Origin of the sequence: Sphingomonas sp. JUb134 (genome assembly GCF_004341505.2) — a bacterium.
Classification (GTDB): domain Bacteria; phylum Pseudomonadota; class Alphaproteobacteria; order Sphingomonadales; family Sphingomonadaceae; genus Sphingomonas.
Genome location: NZ_SLYP02000002.1, coordinates 320,695 through 338,623, shown reverse-complemented (window position 1 = coordinate 338,623; position 17,929 = coordinate 320,695). Strand labels below are relative to the sequence as shown.

At 64.1% G+C, this 17,929-nt stretch carries 14 protein-coding genes and 3 pseudogenes; 6 read left to right on the top strand and 11 right to left on the bottom strand.

All coding sequences use genetic code 11. The features are described from left to right. Positions 1-37: 37 nt before the first annotated feature. Positions 38-550, bottom strand: a pseudogene (locus tag EDF69_RS17920) (Hsp20/alpha crystallin family protein). Between the two features lie 298 nt (positions 551-848). Between EDF69_RS17920 and EDF69_RS17915 the strand changes: the two are divergent. Both EDF69_RS17915 and cls read left to right on the top strand, forming a co-directional pair. Further along, positions 849-1,589 carry a sensor histidine kinase gene (locus tag EDF69_RS17915; protein ID WP_204991463.1) on the top strand — a complete coding sequence of 247 codons (741 nt, stop codon included), beginning with the start codon at positions 849-851 and terminating at the stop codon, positions 1,587-1,589. Positions 1,590-2,272: 683 nt separating this feature from the next. Then, positions 2,273-3,694 carry a cardiolipin synthase gene (gene cls / locus EDF69_RS17910; RefSeq protein WP_075153429.1) on the top strand — a complete coding sequence of 474 codons (1,422 nt, stop codon included), beginning with the start codon at positions 2,273-2,275 and terminating at the stop codon, positions 3,692-3,694. A 182-nt stretch (positions 3,695-3,876) separates the two neighbouring features. Here the strand turns inward: cls and EDF69_RS17905 are convergent, their stop codons facing one another. The 4 genes from EDF69_RS17905 to EDF69_RS17890 form a co-directional block, all read right to left on the bottom strand. Further along, positions 3,877-4,041 (bottom strand): hypothetical protein, encoded by a 165-nt coding sequence (locus EDF69_RS17905; protein WP_204991462.1) that lies wholly within the window; start codon positions 4,039-4,041, stop codon positions 3,877-3,879. A 157-nt stretch (positions 4,042-4,198) separates the two neighbouring features. Then, the gene (locus tag EDF69_RS17900; RefSeq protein WP_126014483.1) at positions 4,199-5,023 is read right to left on the bottom strand and encodes a hypothetical protein; all 825 of its coding nucleotides are present in this window, start codon (positions 5,021-5,023) and stop codon (positions 4,199-4,201) included. Positions 5,024-5,043: 20 nt separating this feature from the next. Continuing rightward, positions 5,044-5,625, bottom strand: coding sequence for a recombinase family protein (locus tag EDF69_RS17895; protein WP_007406331.1), 582 nt, complete (start codon positions 5,623-5,625; stop codon positions 5,044-5,046). Between the two features lie 124 nt (positions 5,626-5,749). After that, positions 5,750-6,322: a recombinase family protein gene (locus tag EDF69_RS17890; RefSeq protein ID WP_007407197.1), complete on the bottom strand. Its 573-nt coding sequence runs from the start codon at positions 6,320-6,322 to the stop codon at positions 5,750-5,752. A gap of 191 nt (positions 6,323-6,513) precedes the next feature. Here EDF69_RS17890 and EDF69_RS17885 point away from each other — a divergent pair, with 191 nt between their 5' ends. The 3 genes from EDF69_RS17885 to EDF69_RS17875 all read left to right on the top strand — a co-directional run bounded on the left by EDF69_RS17885 (position 6,514) and on the right by EDF69_RS17875 (position 11,835). Next, positions 6,514-7,914: a Mu transposase C-terminal domain-containing protein gene (locus EDF69_RS17885; RefSeq protein WP_004212864.1), complete on the top strand. Its 1,401-nt coding sequence runs from the start codon at positions 6,514-6,516 to the stop codon at positions 7,912-7,914. Next, on the top strand, positions 7,841-8,719 hold the full coding sequence (locus tag EDF69_RS17880; protein WP_009824028.1) for an AAA family ATPase: 879 nt from the start codon (positions 7,841-7,843) through the stop codon (positions 8,717-8,719). The genes EDF69_RS17885 and EDF69_RS17880 overlap by 74 nt, the downstream gene beginning before the upstream one ends. 149 nt (positions 8,720-8,868) lie before the next feature. After that, complete coding sequence (locus tag EDF69_RS17875; RefSeq protein ID WP_018250482.1) at positions 8,869-11,835, top strand: Tn3 family transposase; 2,967 nt, start codon at positions 8,869-8,871, stop codon at positions 11,833-11,835. A 21-nt stretch (positions 11,836-11,856) separates the two neighbouring features. Here the strand turns inward: EDF69_RS17875 and EDF69_RS17870 are convergent. The 4 genes and pseudogenes from EDF69_RS17870 to tnpA all read right to left on the bottom strand — a co-directional run. Continuing rightward, a pseudogene (locus EDF69_RS17870) lies at positions 11,857-12,246 on the bottom strand (IS66 family transposase); the annotation flags it as partial. 85 nt (positions 12,247-12,331) lie between these two features. Then, a complete protein-coding gene (gene tnpC, locus EDF69_RS17865) occupies positions 12,332-13,891 on the bottom strand; it encodes an IS66 family transposase (RefSeq protein ID WP_037447103.1) in 1,560 nt (519 codons plus the stop codon). Positions 13,892-13,946: 55 nt separating this feature from the next. Continuing rightward, positions 13,947-14,294, bottom strand: a complete 348-nt coding sequence (gene tnpB, locus EDF69_RS17860) for an IS66 family insertion sequence element accessory protein TnpB (protein ID WP_025292355.1) — start codon at positions 14,292-14,294, stop codon at positions 13,947-13,949. Next, a complete protein-coding gene (gene tnpA / locus EDF69_RS17855) occupies positions 14,291-14,647 on the bottom strand; it encodes an IS66-like element accessory protein TnpA (protein WP_086011137.1) in 357 nt (118 codons plus the stop codon). Before tnpA ends, tnpB begins: the two co-directional genes overlap by 4 nt. A 143-nt stretch (positions 14,648-14,790) precedes the next feature. Here tnpA and EDF69_RS17850 point away from each other — a divergent pair. Then, a pseudogene (locus EDF69_RS17850) lies at positions 14,791-15,120 on the top strand (transposase); the annotation flags it as partial. Between the two features lie 496 nt (positions 15,121-15,616). Here EDF69_RS17850 and EDF69_RS17840 read toward each other — a convergent pair. Together EDF69_RS17840 and EDF69_RS17835 are read right to left on the bottom strand one after the other, a co-directional pair. Next, positions 15,617-16,114 carry a phosphate-starvation-inducible PsiE family protein gene (locus EDF69_RS17840; RefSeq protein ID WP_047867076.1) on the bottom strand — a complete coding sequence of 166 codons (498 nt, stop codon included), beginning with the start codon at positions 16,112-16,114 and terminating at the stop codon, positions 15,617-15,619. 13 nt (positions 16,115-16,127) lie between these two features. Further along, positions 16,128-17,819, bottom strand: coding sequence for a cation:proton antiporter domain-containing protein (locus EDF69_RS17835; protein WP_047867075.1), 1,692 nt, complete (start codon positions 17,817-17,819; stop codon positions 16,128-16,130). Positions 17,820-17,929: the final 110 nt, after the last annotated feature.

The following is a 17,929-nucleotide window of genomic DNA, read 5'->3' as shown; positions in this document are numbered from 1 at the left end:
CTCCGCCCGTGGGCAGGCAGCCCACGGGCGGACGCCGTCATGCCTGCCCTGGATTGATGGCGATGCGACGGGTGCTCTCGGCGGCAGACGCCGACTTCGGCACCGTGATGGTGAGAACGCCGTTCTTGAACGTGGCACCTGCCTTGTCCCGCTCGATCCCCTTGGGAAGGCCAATGCGGCGCTCGAACCGCCCGTAGCTGCGTTCGGAATAGCCCCGGCCCTTGTCCTCGACCTCGGACTTCTTCTCGCCACGAAGCGTCAAGACGCCGTCTTCGACAATCACTTCCAGGTCCTATTCGTCGAGTCCGGGGAGTTCCGCAGTCACGCGGATCTCCTTGTCCGTTTCGGCCAGCTCGACGCTCGGGGTAATGAGTCCCCTGTCGACGCCAGCAAGCGTGGGTACGCCAAAGCCACGGAAAAGATCGTCGAACAGGCGGTTTACGTCGCGTTGCAGAGACAACACCGGGTCACGTGCAGCACCCGCAGCGCTGACCTGAGCAGGAACCCTGTTCTCCTGACGGCTCCAGGGGATCAGATCACGAATGGACATGGCCTTTAACTCCTTTTCGAATGACATCATCGCGAAACCGCCGACATGCTTGGCACTCCGACCGCGAGCTCGACGGCCACTCGCTTCATACTAATAGCCAATCCGTGATTGCTTAGTCTCGCCGGCCAAGGCATGAATTCTCGGCGCAACTTTGCTGCTTCCGATCATTCGTCCGCGTCGGCCGGCAGCGAGTTTCATCGGTAAGCGCTCTGACCGGGCCAGCACTGATTTAGCTCAGCCCCCGGTCGGCGCCGGCCGCGATATGCTCCAGCATGGCCTGGCGACCGAAGGAGTGGTCATGGATATCACGACAATCTTGAGCAGCCCCACCGATCCGTTCGTTGGCCAACCTGACATGCTGATGGGTGGAATGGCGCACGACCTCGATAGAATGCTTGCGGTAATCGCGTCCGGTCTGGTCTCGATCGAGCGTGGGCCGAATCCGCAGCAACTGGCGCGCATCGTGAGCGGCATGAAGCACGCCATCCGGAATGCCGCCGCCCTGGCCGACGATATAGCGGATCTCAGCGCCCGTAGCGGCGTGACGACCAACCGGGTTTCGGTTGAAGCGGTGATCCAAGACATGCAACCACGGGTCCGCGAAATCCTTGGGGAGAGCGTGGACTTTCGGACAGAGATCGCACGTGATCTCTGGCCTGTACGCGTCTTCCCCGATTATCTCCAGTTTGCGCTCTCAAATCTCCTGGCTAACGCCGCCGACGCGATGCCAAGGGGTGGCGTGCTGGTCCTGCGGGCCAACAACACGTTCCGAAGCACGGCGAGCCGCGCAGGCGCAGCTGGCGACTTCGTTCGGCTTGAAATGATCGATTCCGGTGAAGGAATCCCGTCCGACGTTCTGACCCGCGTTCTCGATCCGTTCTTCACGACGAGGCAGTCGCTCAAGAGAACCGGTCTCGGGTTGGGCCAGGCCCGAAGGTTCGCGACCCAATTTGGCGGTGATATCGCGGTCGAGAGCGACCCTGGCGCTGGAACCCGAGTCATCCTGCATCTACCGCGAGCAGCGCGGGGCAGTTTCTGATCCGATACTACCGCGGAAGTATCGGGCGCTCTTCCAGACTCAGCCGCGCTGTGGCCGCGTGTCACGCCGCCCCTGACAAGCGGCTTATCCACGCATCACCATCCCGGTCCGCGTTCTATTGCCCTCACGGCCATCCCGACCTGGCTTCAACCGCGGCGGCGCGCATGGCGTCAGAGTTTGCCGCGCGCGTCGAGGTAGGAGCGTCGCAAGTATCCGAGCTTGCGCTTGCCCGTTTTTCCTTGAAAAACAGCCATTGCCTGAATTCATTGCCCTCTTCTCGCAACTTCGGTTCGGCTCCCTACTGACTCAGGTCAGAATGGGGCATATCGTAGAGTGGGACATTTTCACCGGCCCGAACATGCATTCGTGGGGAAATGAACCTGCTAACTGGCCACGCAAGAACGGTCGCGAAGAGAGGCAATCGTGCAAGGACCTACAAGCTCATGGGACTGGAGCAGCAACATGCGCGGCTTCTCCGATCGTCACCTTGAATGGCAAGCCGATGGGCCAAACAATTTTGCGATGAACCACTCGAGTTGCCGCTCGCTCGACTCAGCGGCTTTGGAAATCTGCGCACGCCGTACCGGTAAGGCGCGCTACCGCCCGAGCAGCACTTTCGCATCCGCGCGGCCGCTCCCGAAAGTCTTCGTCGCATGCGGCGTCAGTCGGCCAATCGCCTTCGGATGACCCCCGCGATCGCTCTTGAGTGGCTGTTTTCCGTGGCGCCATGGGCCATACGGCTTGGTGCACTGATCGTCGTGCCCTTCCGACGATCACCAGTCGCGACTCAGAGCTGGCTGCTTCTCTTTTTTGTGGCTCCGTGGATCGGGCTCGTGTTCTATCTTGCAATCGGCCGTCCATATCACCCCCAGTGGCGCCGCCTGCGGGTAGCGCAGCTATGGCCGATCATGCACCGGTCCGTCTCCAGCATCGCTCGGGTCGCTCGACCTGCCGCCCTCGCCCAAGACGTAGCATCGACTGCGTCGCTCGTCAGTTCGATTGGCCAGATGCCCCCGTTACATGGCAATGCGGTCGAATTCCTCACCGACTATGACGAGACGATCGATCGTCTCGTCGATGACATCGCGCGCGCCGAGCGTCACGTTCACCTTCTGTTTTACATCTTTGCCGCTGATCGAACGGGCAGGCGGGTGATGGCCGCTCTGTGTGATGCGGCGCGTCGGGGCGTGGTGTGCAGGCTGCTGGTAGACGCGATCGGCTCACGCAGGTGGGCGGCTCGCATCAGACGCGAGCTCCAACCGGCGGGTGTGGAAGTGCAAGAAATTCTGCCCATTCGAATCCTTGGTCGCTCCTCGCGTTTCGACCTGCGCAACCATCGCAAGATCGCTGTAATCGACGGGCGCGTAGGCTATATCGGGTCTCAAAATGTGATCGACGCCGATCATGGGTTCGGCTGGCCGAACCGCGAGGTCATGGTCCGGGCGCGTGGGCCGGTAGTCGGCGAACTGCAGGCCGTATTCGTCGCCGATTGGTTCCTCGAGACGCAACAGGAGCTTGTTGACCACCACCTTTACCCGCCCGCAGAAGATGCGGGAACGAGCCTTGGACAGGTTCTTCCGAGTGGTCCCGACATCAAGCAGGGAGGTGTCGATGAGCTATTTGTTGCCCTCATACACTCAGCGCGGAATCGCGTCGTGATCGCGACGCCGTATTTCATTCCTACTGACCCCTTATTGAAAGCATTGCAGATCGCCGTACGGAGAGGCGTGGAGGTGAGTTTATTGTTGTCTGCCTACTCAGATCACCCCCTGGTTCATCTCGCCCAGCAGTCTTATTATTCTGAACTCATCGACGCCGGTGTCACGATCCATCTTTTCAAGTCGGGATTCCTTCACGCCAAGCACATGAGCATCGACGAGACAGTGGCTGTCGTCGGATCGTGTAATGTGGACATTCGGTCATTCGCGCTCAATTCCGAGATCAGCATTGTGCTCTATGATCGGGCGGCAGCGCTTGCGCTTGGCCGAATCGAACGCGATCGATTACAACAAAGCGATAAAATCAATACATGTATGTGGGAGTGCCGTGGCCTGGCACGTAAGTGCGCTGAAAATATTGCCCGCCTCTTCAGCCCTTTATTATAATTTCCTTGCAACTTGTCGGCCACAAATAATCCAAACATCGCAAGATTCATCGTAGCCATACGGCGAAGGCCGCGGGGAAGTTATCTCTTGGCGATTTCCTGGTCGGCGATCAGCGTCTCGAGGTTCTCGATGCCGCAGTTGGTGAACGCCATGATGCCGCCTTCGTGCTCGGGGCTGTAGACTCAGATCAGCCCATCTTCCATATCCATGCCGAGAGCGAGAACAGTAATCTCATCTTCGGTCTTATCGAGTTCCTGGGCGACCAATCCGATGGTTCGCACAGAATGGACCTTGTTGACGTGGGCCATCAGGCAGCGAGCCCGAGCCGGGCGGTTTGCCAGTTCCACGGCAGAAGCTGGGGGCACCTCAAGGTTTGTCATATGGACAGCGGCAGTCGGAACAAATGGTCAACAAAAGCCTGAGCGTTGCCGCAAAGTATATTAAGTTTCGTGGGTTTGTGAGGTTGGACGAGTTGGAAGTTACCGGATCACCTCTCGTGATGTTTCACCCGCGGAGCTCGTAGTAGACGATCTGCCATCCATTCTTGGGACCGCGCCACTGGGTGATCTGAAAGCTATGGGCTTGTGCAGACCCGTCCAGGACGCGGCTACTCCACCGTAGCGTTTCATCGTAACTGCTTCCGGACGATAACGCACCCGCTATGCGCCGAATGGGCAGCTTGGCGGGGAGCCTGCGGATGCGTCGGCCATCGTTGCCGACAAAGATAACGTCTTCGGCCACGCTTCGTCTTGGAACAGCCAACCAGTCGACCTGTTTGCCGGCCTGCTCCTGTCGCAAAACAGACGCGATCTCTTTCGCATCGCTAACGGCTTGGATTTGGAGCTGTTCATTGGTGAGTTTTGCCGAGCACTCAGGTTCGATCGCTTGTAAACTTTCTGCCGCTAATGCCTTCGATCCATCCCGACGATAGTCGTCGATTTCCCAGCGCCACCCCTCAGCACTGTTCCGCCAAAGCGTCTTATATGATCCAACTCGATTTCCGCCATCGTACAGCCCGCCGATAACAACTGCCGACCCGCTCGGATCACAGGACGGAAAGACAAGTTCGGGTCTGCGCTCGGCATGGCTCTCGACACTCATCATTGTGAGCCACCACCTTCGGCTACTCTCGGCTGCTTGCAACATGCTGGCCACAGATGGAGAGCGCGCGGTTTCGGGCGCATGTTGTATTGGCCAGGGGTCGCTTTGTGGACCGAAACTGCGTGCCGCTGCCTGACGGCCACTGGCAAGTACAGCTTCCGAGTAGGCCCGCTCCGCCTCCAGCGCGGAATTCGGCGAACTTGCCGCTAGTAGAAGCGCGAAGATCATGGCGAAATCCTACTCCTCAATCAACGTGTCGAGCGATGTACGGGCATCTGCGCCGGATGGTTGAGCGCCCGATAGAGCGTGGCATGATGACACTTCAGCAGCTTCGCCGCTTCGCGCACCGATGTGCCTTCGCCGACGAGACGCTGTCCGAGCGCGATCTGGTCCGGAGTGAGCTTGGGCTTACGCCCGAACTTCACGCCGCGCGCCATGGCTGCCGCGCGGCCGGAACTGGTACGCTGGTGGATCAGCTCGCGCTCGAACTCCGCGATGCCGGCGAACACGGTGAGCACCATGCGTCCCGCAGGCGTGGTCGTGTCGGCCCAGGGCTCGGCGAGCGAGCGCAGCCCCGCTCCCGCCTCGTTCAGCTTCTCGGCGATGTCGAGCAGGTCGCGCGTCGAACGCGCTAGGCGATCGAGCCGGGTGACCACAACCACGTCGTCGTCGCGCAGCTGCTCCAGCATCCGGTCGAGTTCCGGTCGGGCGCGCTTGGCGCCGGACACCTTCTCCTCGAATGTCCGCCGGCATCCGGCCGCCTTCAGTGCCGTCTTTTGAAGCGTGAGATCCTGATCGTCGGTAGATACGCGCGCATAGCCGAGGAGCATGTCGCAGATGTGCATTGGAACACGGCTGATTAGCAACAGACATTTGCGACAGCGTCCGCCCTCGTGTGTAAACGCTCGCGCTAAGTGGCGGCATTCTGATCGCGCTATTTGTCGGCGAGCGTCGCTACGCGGCTACCGGCTTGGTCTCGGCCGATCGCACATAGGCGTAGAGTGTTGGCTTGGAGATGCCGAGCATCGAGCAAATCTTGGCGATCGGCATCGTGTTCTCGTGGTAGAGCCTGACGGCCAGGTCGCGCTTGTCCTTGCCGAGTGCGGCCGGCCGGCCACCCTTCTTGCCGCGAGCGCGGGCTGCGGTGAGACCGGCCTGGGTCCGCTCGCGGATCAGGTTGCGCTCGAACTCCGCCAATGCCCCGAACAGGTGGAAGGTAAGCTTGCCCGACGTGGTGGTCGTGTCGATCGCCTCGTGCAGGCTCAGCAGCCCGACCTTTTCCTCGTCGAGGTAGGTCATCCATCCGATCAGATCACGGAGCGAGCGGCCGAGCCTGTCGAGGCGCCAGACCACCAGTGTGTCGCCGGCGCGAAGCAGCTCCTTCACCTTTTCCAATCCAGGGCGAGCGGCAGTCGCCCCGGAGGCCTTGTCGGTGATGACCTTCTCGCAGCCGGCAGCCTTCAGCGCATCACGCTGGAGGTCCAGGTTCTGCTCGGCGGTCGATACGCGGGCGTAACCGATTTTCATGCGTAGGGCCGGTGGCGCCCCGATCGGGCGCGGTTTGGGAAGAAAGTCGTCATCGGCAGGTCTATGTTGCCCTAGTTTTCTTTACCGGGTAGATTTACGTCGAACAGGCCGGTTTGGCAACGCGAGCGGACTCGCATGGCGATGGGCAGGCAAATCTCCGTTTTCCTTACCTGCGACACGGACCGTCGGCGGTGACGCATCCGGCGCTTGTCCCGCCGCTGGCGATCGAGCGCTACCGCGTCCTTGAACCGCACCTCGCCGATGGCATCCCGCTCGCGGACCTCGCCCGCACCGGCACGCTGAGCGAGCGGACGTTGCAGCGCTGGCTCGGGCGCTACCGTGCCGAAGGACTTGCCGGTCTCGCGCGTCTGCCGCGCAACGATCGGGGCAGGCTGCACCTGCCGGAACATCTGGTCGAACTGACCCGCACTCTCGCCACCAAGCGCCCGCGACCCCCGGTCGCCGCCATTCACCGAAAGGTGCAGGAACTCGCCATCGCGCATGGACACCGAACCCCCAGCTATGCGGCCGTCGCGCGTGTCGTCAGGGCGATACCGGCAAGCCAGATCGCCGCAGCCTCCGATCCGGCCGTCTACCGCGACCAGCACGAGCTAGTGCATCGGCGCGAAGCCGCGACCTCGAACGAGATGTGGCAGGCCGATCATACCGTTCTCGACATTCTCGTGCTCGATGATGCCGGAACCCCGGTGCGTCCTTGGCTGACCGTCATCGTTGACGATCACAGCCGAGCCATCGCCGGTTACTTCCTCAGCCTCGATGCCCCCAGTGCCCTCAACACGGCGCTCGCCTTGCGGCAGGCGATCTGGCGCAAGCCCAATCCCGAATGGATCGTCAGCGGCATTCCCGAACAGCTTTACGTCGACAACGGCTCGGATTTCATCTCCGAGCATATCGAGCAGGCGTGCATCGCCCTCAAAATCCGCCTCATCCATTCGCTGCCGGGGCGTCCTCGCGGGCGCGGCAAGATCGAGCGGCTGTTCCGCACCATCAACGACATGTTCCTGCCCGACCTGCCCGGCCACCTGATCGCGGGCAAGCCGCTGTCGGCGCCAGTGCTCACGCTCGACGAGCTGCGCGCCCGCTTCGAGGCGTTCGTGTGCGGCGTCTATCATCGTCGCCCGCATGGCAGCACCGGCGAACCGCCGATCACGCGCTGGCAGAAGGGCGGGTTCCTGCCCGCAATGCCCGACAGCCTTGAACAGCTCGACATGCTGCTCGTGCACGTGCCCAAGCCCCGTAAAGTGCTGCGCGACGGCATCCGTCTGATGGGCAGGCGCTATGTCGAACCCACGCTCGCGGCCTTCGTCGGCGAGCAGGTCGAGGCGGTCTATGACCCCCGCGACCTGACCGAGATCCACGTCTACCACCAGGGCCGGTTCGTCTGCCGTGCGCTCAGCTCCGAGCACGCTGGGCACCCGTCGTTGCGCGCGATCCAGCGCGCCCGGCGCGGCGCGAAGGAGCGCGACAAGCAGGTGCCTGCCCCCACGGAGACCTTCGATGGCGACCAAGAGGATACGGCTTCCCGGCCCACCACCTACCGAGGGCTCCGGCTCTACGCCGCTGACGATTGAGTTCCTGGTCGAGCAGCCGTTCCTGGCGACCCGCGAACATGCCCGGTTCGTCGAGTTTGCCGAAGCCTGCGCGCACTACCGCTATATCGGCGTGTGTCATGGCCGGCCGGGCGTCGGAAAGACGCGATCGGCGCGCGAGTTTTCCAGCTTCCCCGACCTGGGGGAATATGCCGCGCTCCGTCCCATTGCCGCGCTCCTTGGCGAAAAGGTCGCTCGCTGCCGCGCCGTCTTCTACACCGTGTCGGTCAGCAACACGCCCAAGACGATCGACGCGGTGTTGGGCCTCAACCTCATTAAGCTGGGCTATGCCCGGCTGACGGTCGCGGGCGGCTCGCAGGACGAAATCACCCATGACGCCGCCCGCATCGCCTGCCCCCTCGTCATCGTCGACGAGGCCGACCGCCTGACCATAAAGTCGCTCGAACATCTCCGCGACATGGCCGATCGCCACGGCTTCGGGCTGATCCTGATGGGTATGCCGGGCTTGGAGAAGCGCCTCGCCCGCTATGCCCAGCTCTACTCGCGGATCGGCTTCGTCCACGAGTTCAAACCGCTTACCGAGACCGAAATGCGGCTGCTGCTCGCGACCCACGCCGGCGATTTCGGGATCAGCTTCGACCCGGCCCAACTCGACGCGATCGAAGCGCAGGCAGCCGTGATCCGCATCACGCGCGGCAACTTCCGGCTCATGGAGCGCCTGTTCGCGCAGATGCGGCGGATCATGACCCTCAACCGCGTCGAGGAGGTCACCGCTGACATCGTTCAGGCCGCGCGCGATTGCCTCGTCATCGGACCCGGCAACTGACAAATAGCGCGATCAGAACGCCGCCATTTAGCGCGAGCGTTTACACTCGTGGCGTGACCGGTCAGGGCCGCTGTCGCGAAACTTGAGAGTTACGCGACACCTCGCACGTGTCGGCCATAAACTATACGCTCCCGGACAGGGGGTGATCGATGGCCAGACGCGATCTGTTAACGGGCGACGAACGCCGCGCGTTGTTCGGCGTGCCCCTCGACCATGCCTCGCTCGCCAAGCATTACACGGTTGCCGATGAGGACCGGCCACTGATCGAAGCGAAGCGCGGCGACGCCAACCGGCTCGGCTTCGCGCTGCACCTCGCCCTGCTGCGTCATCCCGGCTTCGGCATACGCCACGACGATGTCGTCCCCGATTTTCTGATCCGGCACCTGGCCGCGCAACTCGACATCGCGCCCACAGCGTTCGAGGGCTACGCGCATCGCGCCCAGACCCGGCTCGAACACGCCTGGGAGGCGATGGAGCGTTTGCGCCTGCGCGCGTTCGAGGCGGCCGACGTCCCCGGCGCGCTCGGCGCAGCCACCCGCGCGGCGGAAGCGACCGAACGGGGCAAGCCGATCGCCGCGGCAGTGCTGGGCCATTTGCGTGCTGCCCGGATCGTTCTGCCCGCGCCCGCCCGTATCGAGCGGATCGGGGTGGCGGGGCGCGCCATGGCGCGCCGCCTCGCGGCCGACACGCTGGTCGATGCGCTTGCTCCGGAGCAGGTGACGGGGCTGGATGCGTTGCTGATCGTGGACCAGGATCGCAGCACGACGCCGCTCGCGTGGCTGCGCGACACGTCGGACAGCCCGACCGCGCGCAATCTCGCCGGCATTCTCGCCCGGCTCGCGCACGTGCGCCGGCTCGGGCTCGACCCGGGCATGGCCGGCCGCATCCACGAGCACCGCTTCGAGCAGCTCGTGCGCGAAGGCCACGTCGCGCCCGCGTTCCTCCTGTCCGACTACTCGCTCCGCAGAAGGCGCGCGACACTCGCCGCAGCCGTCATCGACCTGGAAGCGCGGCTCGCGGACGCCGCGATCGAGATGTTCGGCAAGCAGACCGGCCTCCTGTTCGCCAGGGCCAGGGCCGCGCAGAAGCGCGGCATCGAGGCGACCACACGCGACGTGAACCGGCTCATGCGGCTGCTGGGCGCCACGGTCGGCGCACTCCGGGTCGCGCGCGAGGACGGGTTGGACGTCTGGGCGGCGCTCGACGACGGGGTGGGCTGGACGAGGCTTCTGGACGCCGAGAGCGAGGCGACCGCGATCGCCGACCTGACTCGCGACGAGCCGCTGATCCGCGCGGCGGGGCGCTACATGACGATGCGGCGCTACGCGCCCGCGTTTTTTGACGCGTTCCGGTTCAAGGCGGCAGGCTCGCGCGACGGCGTGCTCGGCGCGATCAAGGTCGTGCGCGCGCTGAACGCGACCGGGCGGCGAGACGTACCGGCCGATGCGCCCATGCCGTTTTCCAGAAAATGGAAGGCGGCGATCACCGAGGGCGGCGTCATCGACCGCCGTCGCTACGAAACCGCCACGGTCGCGACCGTGCGCGAGCGGCTCCAATCGGGCGACCTGTGGGTGGAGGGTACGCGCGAACACCTGCGCTTCGACAGCTATATGCTCCCGCCCGGCAAAGCGGCCGAGATCGCGCTCACGCTGCCGTTCGACACCGACGTCGGCCGCTACTTGGAGGGGCGCGCCAGGCTGCTCGACTGGCGGTTGCGCCGGTTCGCAGGCTCGCTGAAGCGCGGCACGCTCGACGGCGTGGAGCTGCGGGGCGGTAACCTCAGGGTCAGCCCGCTCGCGGCCGTAACGCCCGCTGCGGCCGACAGGCTGGACGCGGCCGTCGACCGGCTCATGCCCCGCGTGCGCATCACCGAGCTGCTCGCCGAGGTGGAAGCCCGCACCGGGTTCCTGTGCGCATTTCCGGAACTGCGCTCGGGCCGCGCCCACTCCAACCCGCAGGCCGTGCTCGCCGCGATCCTGGCAGACGCGACGAACCTCGGCATCGAGCGCATGGCCAACGCCAGCCAGGGCGTCACCTACGCCCAGCTCGCCTGGACGCATGGCTGGTACGTATCGGAAGAGAATTACGCGGCAGGGCTGCGCCATCTGGTGGACGCGCAAGCCGCGCTGCCGCTCACGCGCGTGTGGGGCGACGGCACCGCGTCGAGCTCGGACGGGCAGTTCTTCCGCTCGGGCAGGCGGGGCGCGGCCGGCAGCACCAACGCGCGCTACGACCGGGAGCCGGGGCAGAAGATCTACGCCCATGTCGCCGATACCTACGCGCCCTACCATGTCCGGCTGATCTCGGCGACCGCGGCGGAGGCGCCCTATGTGCTGGACGGGCTGGTCGCGCACGGCTGCGGCATCGAACCCGCGACCCACTATGCCGATACGGGCGGCGCGTCCGACCACGTGTTCGCGCTCGCGCACCTACTCGGCTTCCGGTTCGTGCCCCGCCTGCGCGATCTAGCCGATCGCCGGCTCGGCCTGTTCCCGGGCACGGCCCGCCCCGAGGCGCTCGCGAAGCTGATCGGGCGCCCGTTCAACATCGCTGCCATCCGCGAAAGCTGGGACGAGATCGTCCGGCTCGCCGCGTCCGTGAAGGCCGGCGTGGTGCTACCGTCGGTCATGCTGAAGAAGCTGGCCGCGTACCGTCGCCAGAACCGGCTCGACTTCGCGCTCCAGGAGCTGGGCCGGATCGAGCGCACCCTGTTCACGCTCGACTGGCTAGAATCCAGGGCGCTCCGCCAGCAGTGTCAGGCTGGGCTCAACAAGGGCGAGGCGCGTCACACGCTCGCCCAAGCCGTGTTCGTCCACAAACAGGGCCGCCTGCGCGATCCGCAGTTCGAGAACCAGGCGCTGAAAGCGTCCGGGCTGACGCTGGTCACCGCCGCGATCGTGTACTGGAACACGCTTTACATGGGCCGCGCCGTCGAGCATCTGCGCGCCAGCGGCGAGCCCGCGCCCGACGAGCTGCTCGCCCATGTAGCCCCGCTAGGCTGGCGACACATCAGCCTGACCGGCGATTACCTCTGGCAAAACGCCGCTGCCGAGCTCGATCAAGACGGCTACCGCGCACTCAACATCGCCGGCGGACCCGGAGCCAAGGTGGCCTGAGCCGCCCTGTTCGCTACCTGTTCAGCTTACCGCTGTCCGTGTCACAAACCTTGAGGTGCTCCCAAGCTCATCGAGCCGGCTAACCGAGTGATCGGCGACGCGGGCGAGGACATCGGCGAGCCAAGCCTGCGGGTCGACGTCGTTGAGCCGTGCCGTCTGGATCAGCGAGTAGGCGATCGCGGCGCGCTGGCCACCGCGATCCGAGCCGCAGAAGAGCCACGATTTACACCCGAGAGGTACACAACGCAGCGACCGTTCCGCGGCTTTGCTCGAGAGGCAGACTCTGCCATCGTCGAGGAAGCGGGTGAACGCGCTCCAGCGGCGCAGCATGTAGTTGATGGCCTTGGCAACGTCGTGGTTGCGGGAAATCTTGGCGAGCTGCGCGTTCAGCCACTCGTGAAGTTCGGCCATTCCAGCCTGTCAGGCGCTGATGAGCATCCCGGGCGTCGGTGTGCAGACCTCGGCTGCGTTGTAAGCGTGGCGTGAGGACCGCAGTTTATGCGGCTTGGGCTGTTGGCTGATCTGTCTGGGGCACCCAGTTCCACGGCATCAGCTCGTCCCAGCGGGTGGCGGGCCAGTCGCCGGCGACCCTGGCGATGACATCGGCGATATAGGCCTGCGGGTCGACGCCGTTGGCCTTGCAGGTCTGGATGACGGTGTAGATGGCGGCGGCTCGCTCGCCGCCTGCGCGCGAACCCGCGAACAGCCAGTTGCGCCTTCCCACGGCGACGCCGCGCAGGGCCCGCTCCGCGATGTTGTTGTCGATCTCCAGACGCCCGTCACCCAGGAAGCGGCACAGCGCCGGCCAGCGTTTGGTGCCATAGGCGATGGCTTTGGCCATGTCGGACTTGGGCGACAGGCGGCGAAGGGCAGCGTCGAGCACCTCGCGCAAGGCGTCGACCAGCGACTGGCTTCGTTCCTGTCGCGCTCGACGGCGTACATCCGGCGGCTGACCACGCACCTCCGCCTCGACGGCATAGAGCGCGCCGATGCGCTCTAGGATATCGGTGGTCAGCGGCGTGGAGAGGCGCTCGTGCAGGTCGAACACCTTGCGCCGGAAGTGTGCCCAGCATGCCACCTCTGTGACGCCACCGCGGTACAGGGCGTCATAGCCCGCATAGGCATCGGCCTGGAGAAAGCCGCGAAAGCCGGCGAGATGCGCCTGCGGGTGCGCCGCGGTGCGGTCGGGCGTGAAGCGATACCATGTTGCGGGCGGTGTCGTGCTGCCGGACGCCTGGTCGTCGGCGGCGTACACCCACAGCCGCCCGGTCGCGGTCTTGCCACGGCCGGGTTCGAGCACCGGCACCGGCGTGTCGTCGGCGTGGATCTTGTCGGCCTTGAGCACCTCGTCACGGATACGGCTGACCACCGGGTCGAGCAGTGCTGCAGCTTGCCCGGCCCAGCCCGCGAGCGTCGAGCGGTCGATCTCGAGCCCCTGCGCGGCCATCATCTCGGCCTGGCGGTACAACGGCAGATGGTGGTCGAACTTGGAGACGACGACGTGCGCCAGCGTCGCGAAGGTCGCCTTGCCCCGCGCCACAGCGCTGACCGGCGCGGGTGCCTGGACGATCTTCTCGCAAGACCCGCAGCTGTATTTGGGGCGGACGTTGCGCACGACCCGCCAGCGCACCGGCACGATGTCGAGCATCTCGTGCGCGTCCACGCCCAGCCGGCGCAGCGCACCACCGCAGTCCGGGCAGGTGCAGATACCGGACGCCGGCTCGTGGACGACCTCCTCGCGCGGCAGATGCTCCGGCAGACTGCGGACCGGTGCCAGGCGCGGCGCTACTCCAGGCACCGCAGTCTCGACTTCCGAAACATCCCGCTCCGTTTCCAGCTCTTCCAGCGCCAGCTCGAGCTGTTCGATCTCGCGGCCCAACTTCTCGGAGGAGGCACCGAACTGCATCCGCCGCAGTCGAGCGATCTGCCCGCGCAACGTGTCGATGAGCAGATCGCGGGCGGCGAGCGCGGCATTCGCCCGGGCGAGCGATGCCTCCAGTGCGGCGATCCGCGCGGTGGCATCAGCAGGGGAAACAGGCGCTTCCAGCACCCGCATTTCATAACAGATCACGCATCGACGGGCGAGAAAAAGCGTCGCAAAACCGCCGTTTTCACCCCGCCAGCGTCGGCGTGAACGTCCGCTCTGGGCGACGCCAGTCGATGCCCTCCAGCAGCATCGACAATTGTGCCGGCGTCAGCGTCACCGTGCCCGTCGCGGTCACCGGCCAGACGAACCGACCCCGGTCGAGCCGCTTGGAGAACAGGCACAGGCCTTGCCCATCGAACCACAGCAGCTTGACCAGATGACCCCGCTTGCCCCGGAACGCGAACAACGCGCCCGAGTGCGGGTTCTGGGCCAGCACCTGCTGCACCAGTACCGCCAGGCCATCGAACCCTTTGCGCATGTCGGTGACGCCACACGCCAGGAACACCCGCGTCGGCAACGGCGTGGGGCTCAACGCAGCACCGACAACACTCGCGCCAGCGCGCCGGCGTCCACCGACCCGTCCACGCTCACTCGGACGCCACCCGGAAATTCGATGCAGATGAGGCCAGACGTGGATGTCGCCGGCTGCGGCGCAGGTGCGGCGACATCGGCCACGCGCACCTCGGCGAATGCCGGCAGCGCAGGCGCGACCCCGCCCAGCTTGCCCAGCCGCGCCTGCTTGCGCCACGTATAGATCAGGCTGCTCGACACCTCGCGCCGGGCGATGACATCACGGACCCGCACGCCCGGCCGGAACGCCTCGGCCAGGATCTCCAGCTTCTCCGCGTCCGACCAGCTCCGTCGGCCCGATACCCGGCCGACCACCTCCACACGACCAGTCGTACGAGCGCTCGTACGACCAGTCTCAGAACCGAAAACTTCCCGCACCGCCCGCGCCCTCGTCAAAGACGATAAGCATCCCGGCTACGGCCAAACGGGCAAGGCGGCCCTCAGGCCACGCTTACGCTGCGTTCGCCGCCGCCGTCGATGAAGCGGGTCGGTTCAAGCGGTCGCGGACAGCCGGCGCCTACTTTGGCCTCGTCCCACGTCGGCACCAGTCCGGCGAGCTCGACTGGACCGGCCGGATCACCAAGCAGGGCGACGGCACCGTCCGCGAGCTCCTCTACGAGGCGGCGAACTCGATCCTGACGCGCACGCGGCAGACCTTCGCGCTGAAGACCTGGGCGCTGAAGATCGCGAAGCGGCGCGGCCTCAAGAAAGCCCGGGTCGCGCTCGCCCGCCGCCTCGCCGTCATCATGCACGCCATGCTCCGCGACGGCACCTTGTTCGAGGCCTGAAATGCGATAAGTTCCCGTTCGCCAGCGGTGATGCTCTCCAGCTGACCCGATGGCGGTGTCCCGCGAGGGAACGCAGGGACGGACGATCTGCGAAGGTTATCAGATGGGCTCCCGAGCCCGCTTCGAGTCAATGCAACGTCCGGCCTTGTGAGACCCGATACAGCACGACCGATCCTCGGATCGGCGAGTGCGGACAGATCCTTGAGACCCTCAAGGGACAACCGCCGAGCGACTGCAAATTACAGATCTACGACCTAGTCGAAGCGCGGCGCAGGCTGGCCGATGGTCACGGCGTGACCGAGACAGCCTTCGCGATCGGCTATACCAGCGCCTCTCAGTTCAGCCGCGAATACAAGCGAGCCTTTAGACGAGCGCCGGTTCGGGACTTATTCATCCCAAATAGATAACACGGCAAGGCAGCACAACCTACTGACTATTTTATTAAGCTGCGTCAAGCTTGGCGTCGCGACTCGATCACGGGCTCGAAGAAAACGGGTTATTGCATGTAAGACTTGGGGGGTAAGCTCTCAGGCGACGTTCGATCATCTCGTTCGCGCAGAAGCCAGTAGGTCAAGCCAAGCGCCACCGTAGTGGCCGCCAGCGCGGCAATCTTTTCCGCGCCAACCTCCGGGTCCAGTATGACGAATTTGCGCGCAAGTGCGATTAGAGCGATCAGGAGGACGGTCTTGACCTGGATGATATTATCCTGGCGCAGCGCGACACGAACGATTGAATGCTTGAACTCCATCGCGATTAGCAAGTTCATGACCATGCCAAACACGCTCTGGAAGATCCTATGGTCGATCGGATTGAAGCCGCCCATGATGAGGAGCGTAAAGACAGCGCCGATTAGCTGGATCAACGAGACCACGATGATAACTGCGATTACCGCAGACAGGATGAGCGCGACGACCTGCTCGAAGCGTCCATAGAAGTTGAGCAATCGCCATTCATCCAGCAGGATCTGGAAAGACGTTTTGCGATTCACGTTCATGAAAGCGCTATCCTTATACCGCTGTCGGGAAGGGTGGTTGATCTAATGAGCTTCTCACAGCGAGGTCGTCCGCCTTCCCAAGATGCAACATTATCTGTCTCGCTATGCCGATAGCGGCGGCAAAGGATTCGCGATACAGATATACATTCGGGAAAGCGTTCAAGGCGCTAATCTCATTCTCGCGTGAGCACGTAACCACCAGATCGAGCGTCGGCCGGAACCGGTGAACGGTTTTTATTATGCGGCGTGCCGGCGAAATCCGGGCAAAGGTTAGAACGACCAAGCAAGCGTCTTCCAATCCTGCAGCTTGCAGCGTTTCCGGTCGGCTGGCATCGCCATGATGCACCGGGGCGCCAGTCGCTCGCGCCGCTGCCACCTCCTCGTCATCGGACTCCAGAAGCAGGTGACTGATACCTGCCTGCGTTAGTATGCGGCTCAAGTCACGGCCGAGTTCCCCCGCGCCGCATATGATCACGTGGTTCCGCAATGACTTGGCAGTCGTTGCAATGGCTCCCTCCTCTGCCTGCGGCGGCGGCTTGAGGCCACGCGAACGGCTCAGGAGAAGAGCCAGCATGTCATGCATTCGGATCAACAGCGGGGCCAGTGCCATGCTCAACACCAGCGCGAGCAGCATTGGTTGTACCACCGAAGCGGCGATCAGGCCTTGCTGTAAGACGATTCCGAGCAGCAACAGGGCGAATTCGCCACCATGCCCAAGGAGAATGCCGGTGCGCCAGGCATCGAGCGCGGACATGCGTGTGGCGCGCAGGGCTAGGGTGTTGAGGATGATCTTAATCGGAACCAGTGCCAGTAGCCAGGCCATTGTCGCGCCAGGCGTTGTCACTACCTGCGCGAAATCCAGGCGCGAGCCGATGCCAACGAAGAACACGCCCGAAAGCACATCACGAAAGGGGCGAAGATGCTTTTCCATTCGGTGCCGGAAGTCGCTCTCGCCCAGCACGATGCCCGCAAGAAAGGCGCCGAGCGCGGCCGACACGCCGATGGCATGCGCTCCGGCCGCAGACGCCACTACCACGCACAAAGAGCAGAGAACGAAAGATTCTTCGTGGTCGCGGCTGGCCACCCAACGGAGCAGACCATGCAAAAGGCGGCGCGACCCGAGGGCGCACACCACAAACAGCGCGAGAACCGCTAACACTTCGATAAGGACATTCTCGAATTTCGGATCCCCGCCCCGTGCCCATATTGCCATGATCGCCAGAAGGGGCACTGCGGCGAGATCCTGGAAAACGAGCACCGCGATGGCGCTGCGACCGTGGCGAGTTGTCAATTCGCCTTGATCCGCCAGCTGCCGACTGACCAGGGCCGTCGAGGACATTGCCGCCGCGACACCCAATAAGCTGGCATCTCGGGCGGGCAGCCCGAGCCAAGTCAGGCCAAGTGCCAAGGGGGCCGCCACGACGACCATCTGAAGGGCGCCGGCTGTCAGTACGGTTTTACGGATCAGCCAAAAATGACCGAGAGAGAATTCAAGTCCGACGAGAAACAACAACAATGCGACGCCAAGCTCTGAAAGAAAGTCAAGCGCGCCTCCTGGAATTAAGATTCCCGCGGCGGACGGACCAAGTAAAGCGCCAACCGCCAGATAGCCGGTAAGAGTAGGCATTCTCAGAATCGCTGCCACAACAGCCGCAAAAGTGCATGCCGCAAGCAGGCTGAAGGAAGTGATCAGCAGATCTTGCATCGGCCGTGCCAGACCGTTGGAGATAGTGCGCCGTGTACTGGCTTCGGCGGGCCCACGGCGCGGGGCCAACCCGGCAGGCAGTCGGCCAAAGCTCTTGCGCGCGTCGAAGG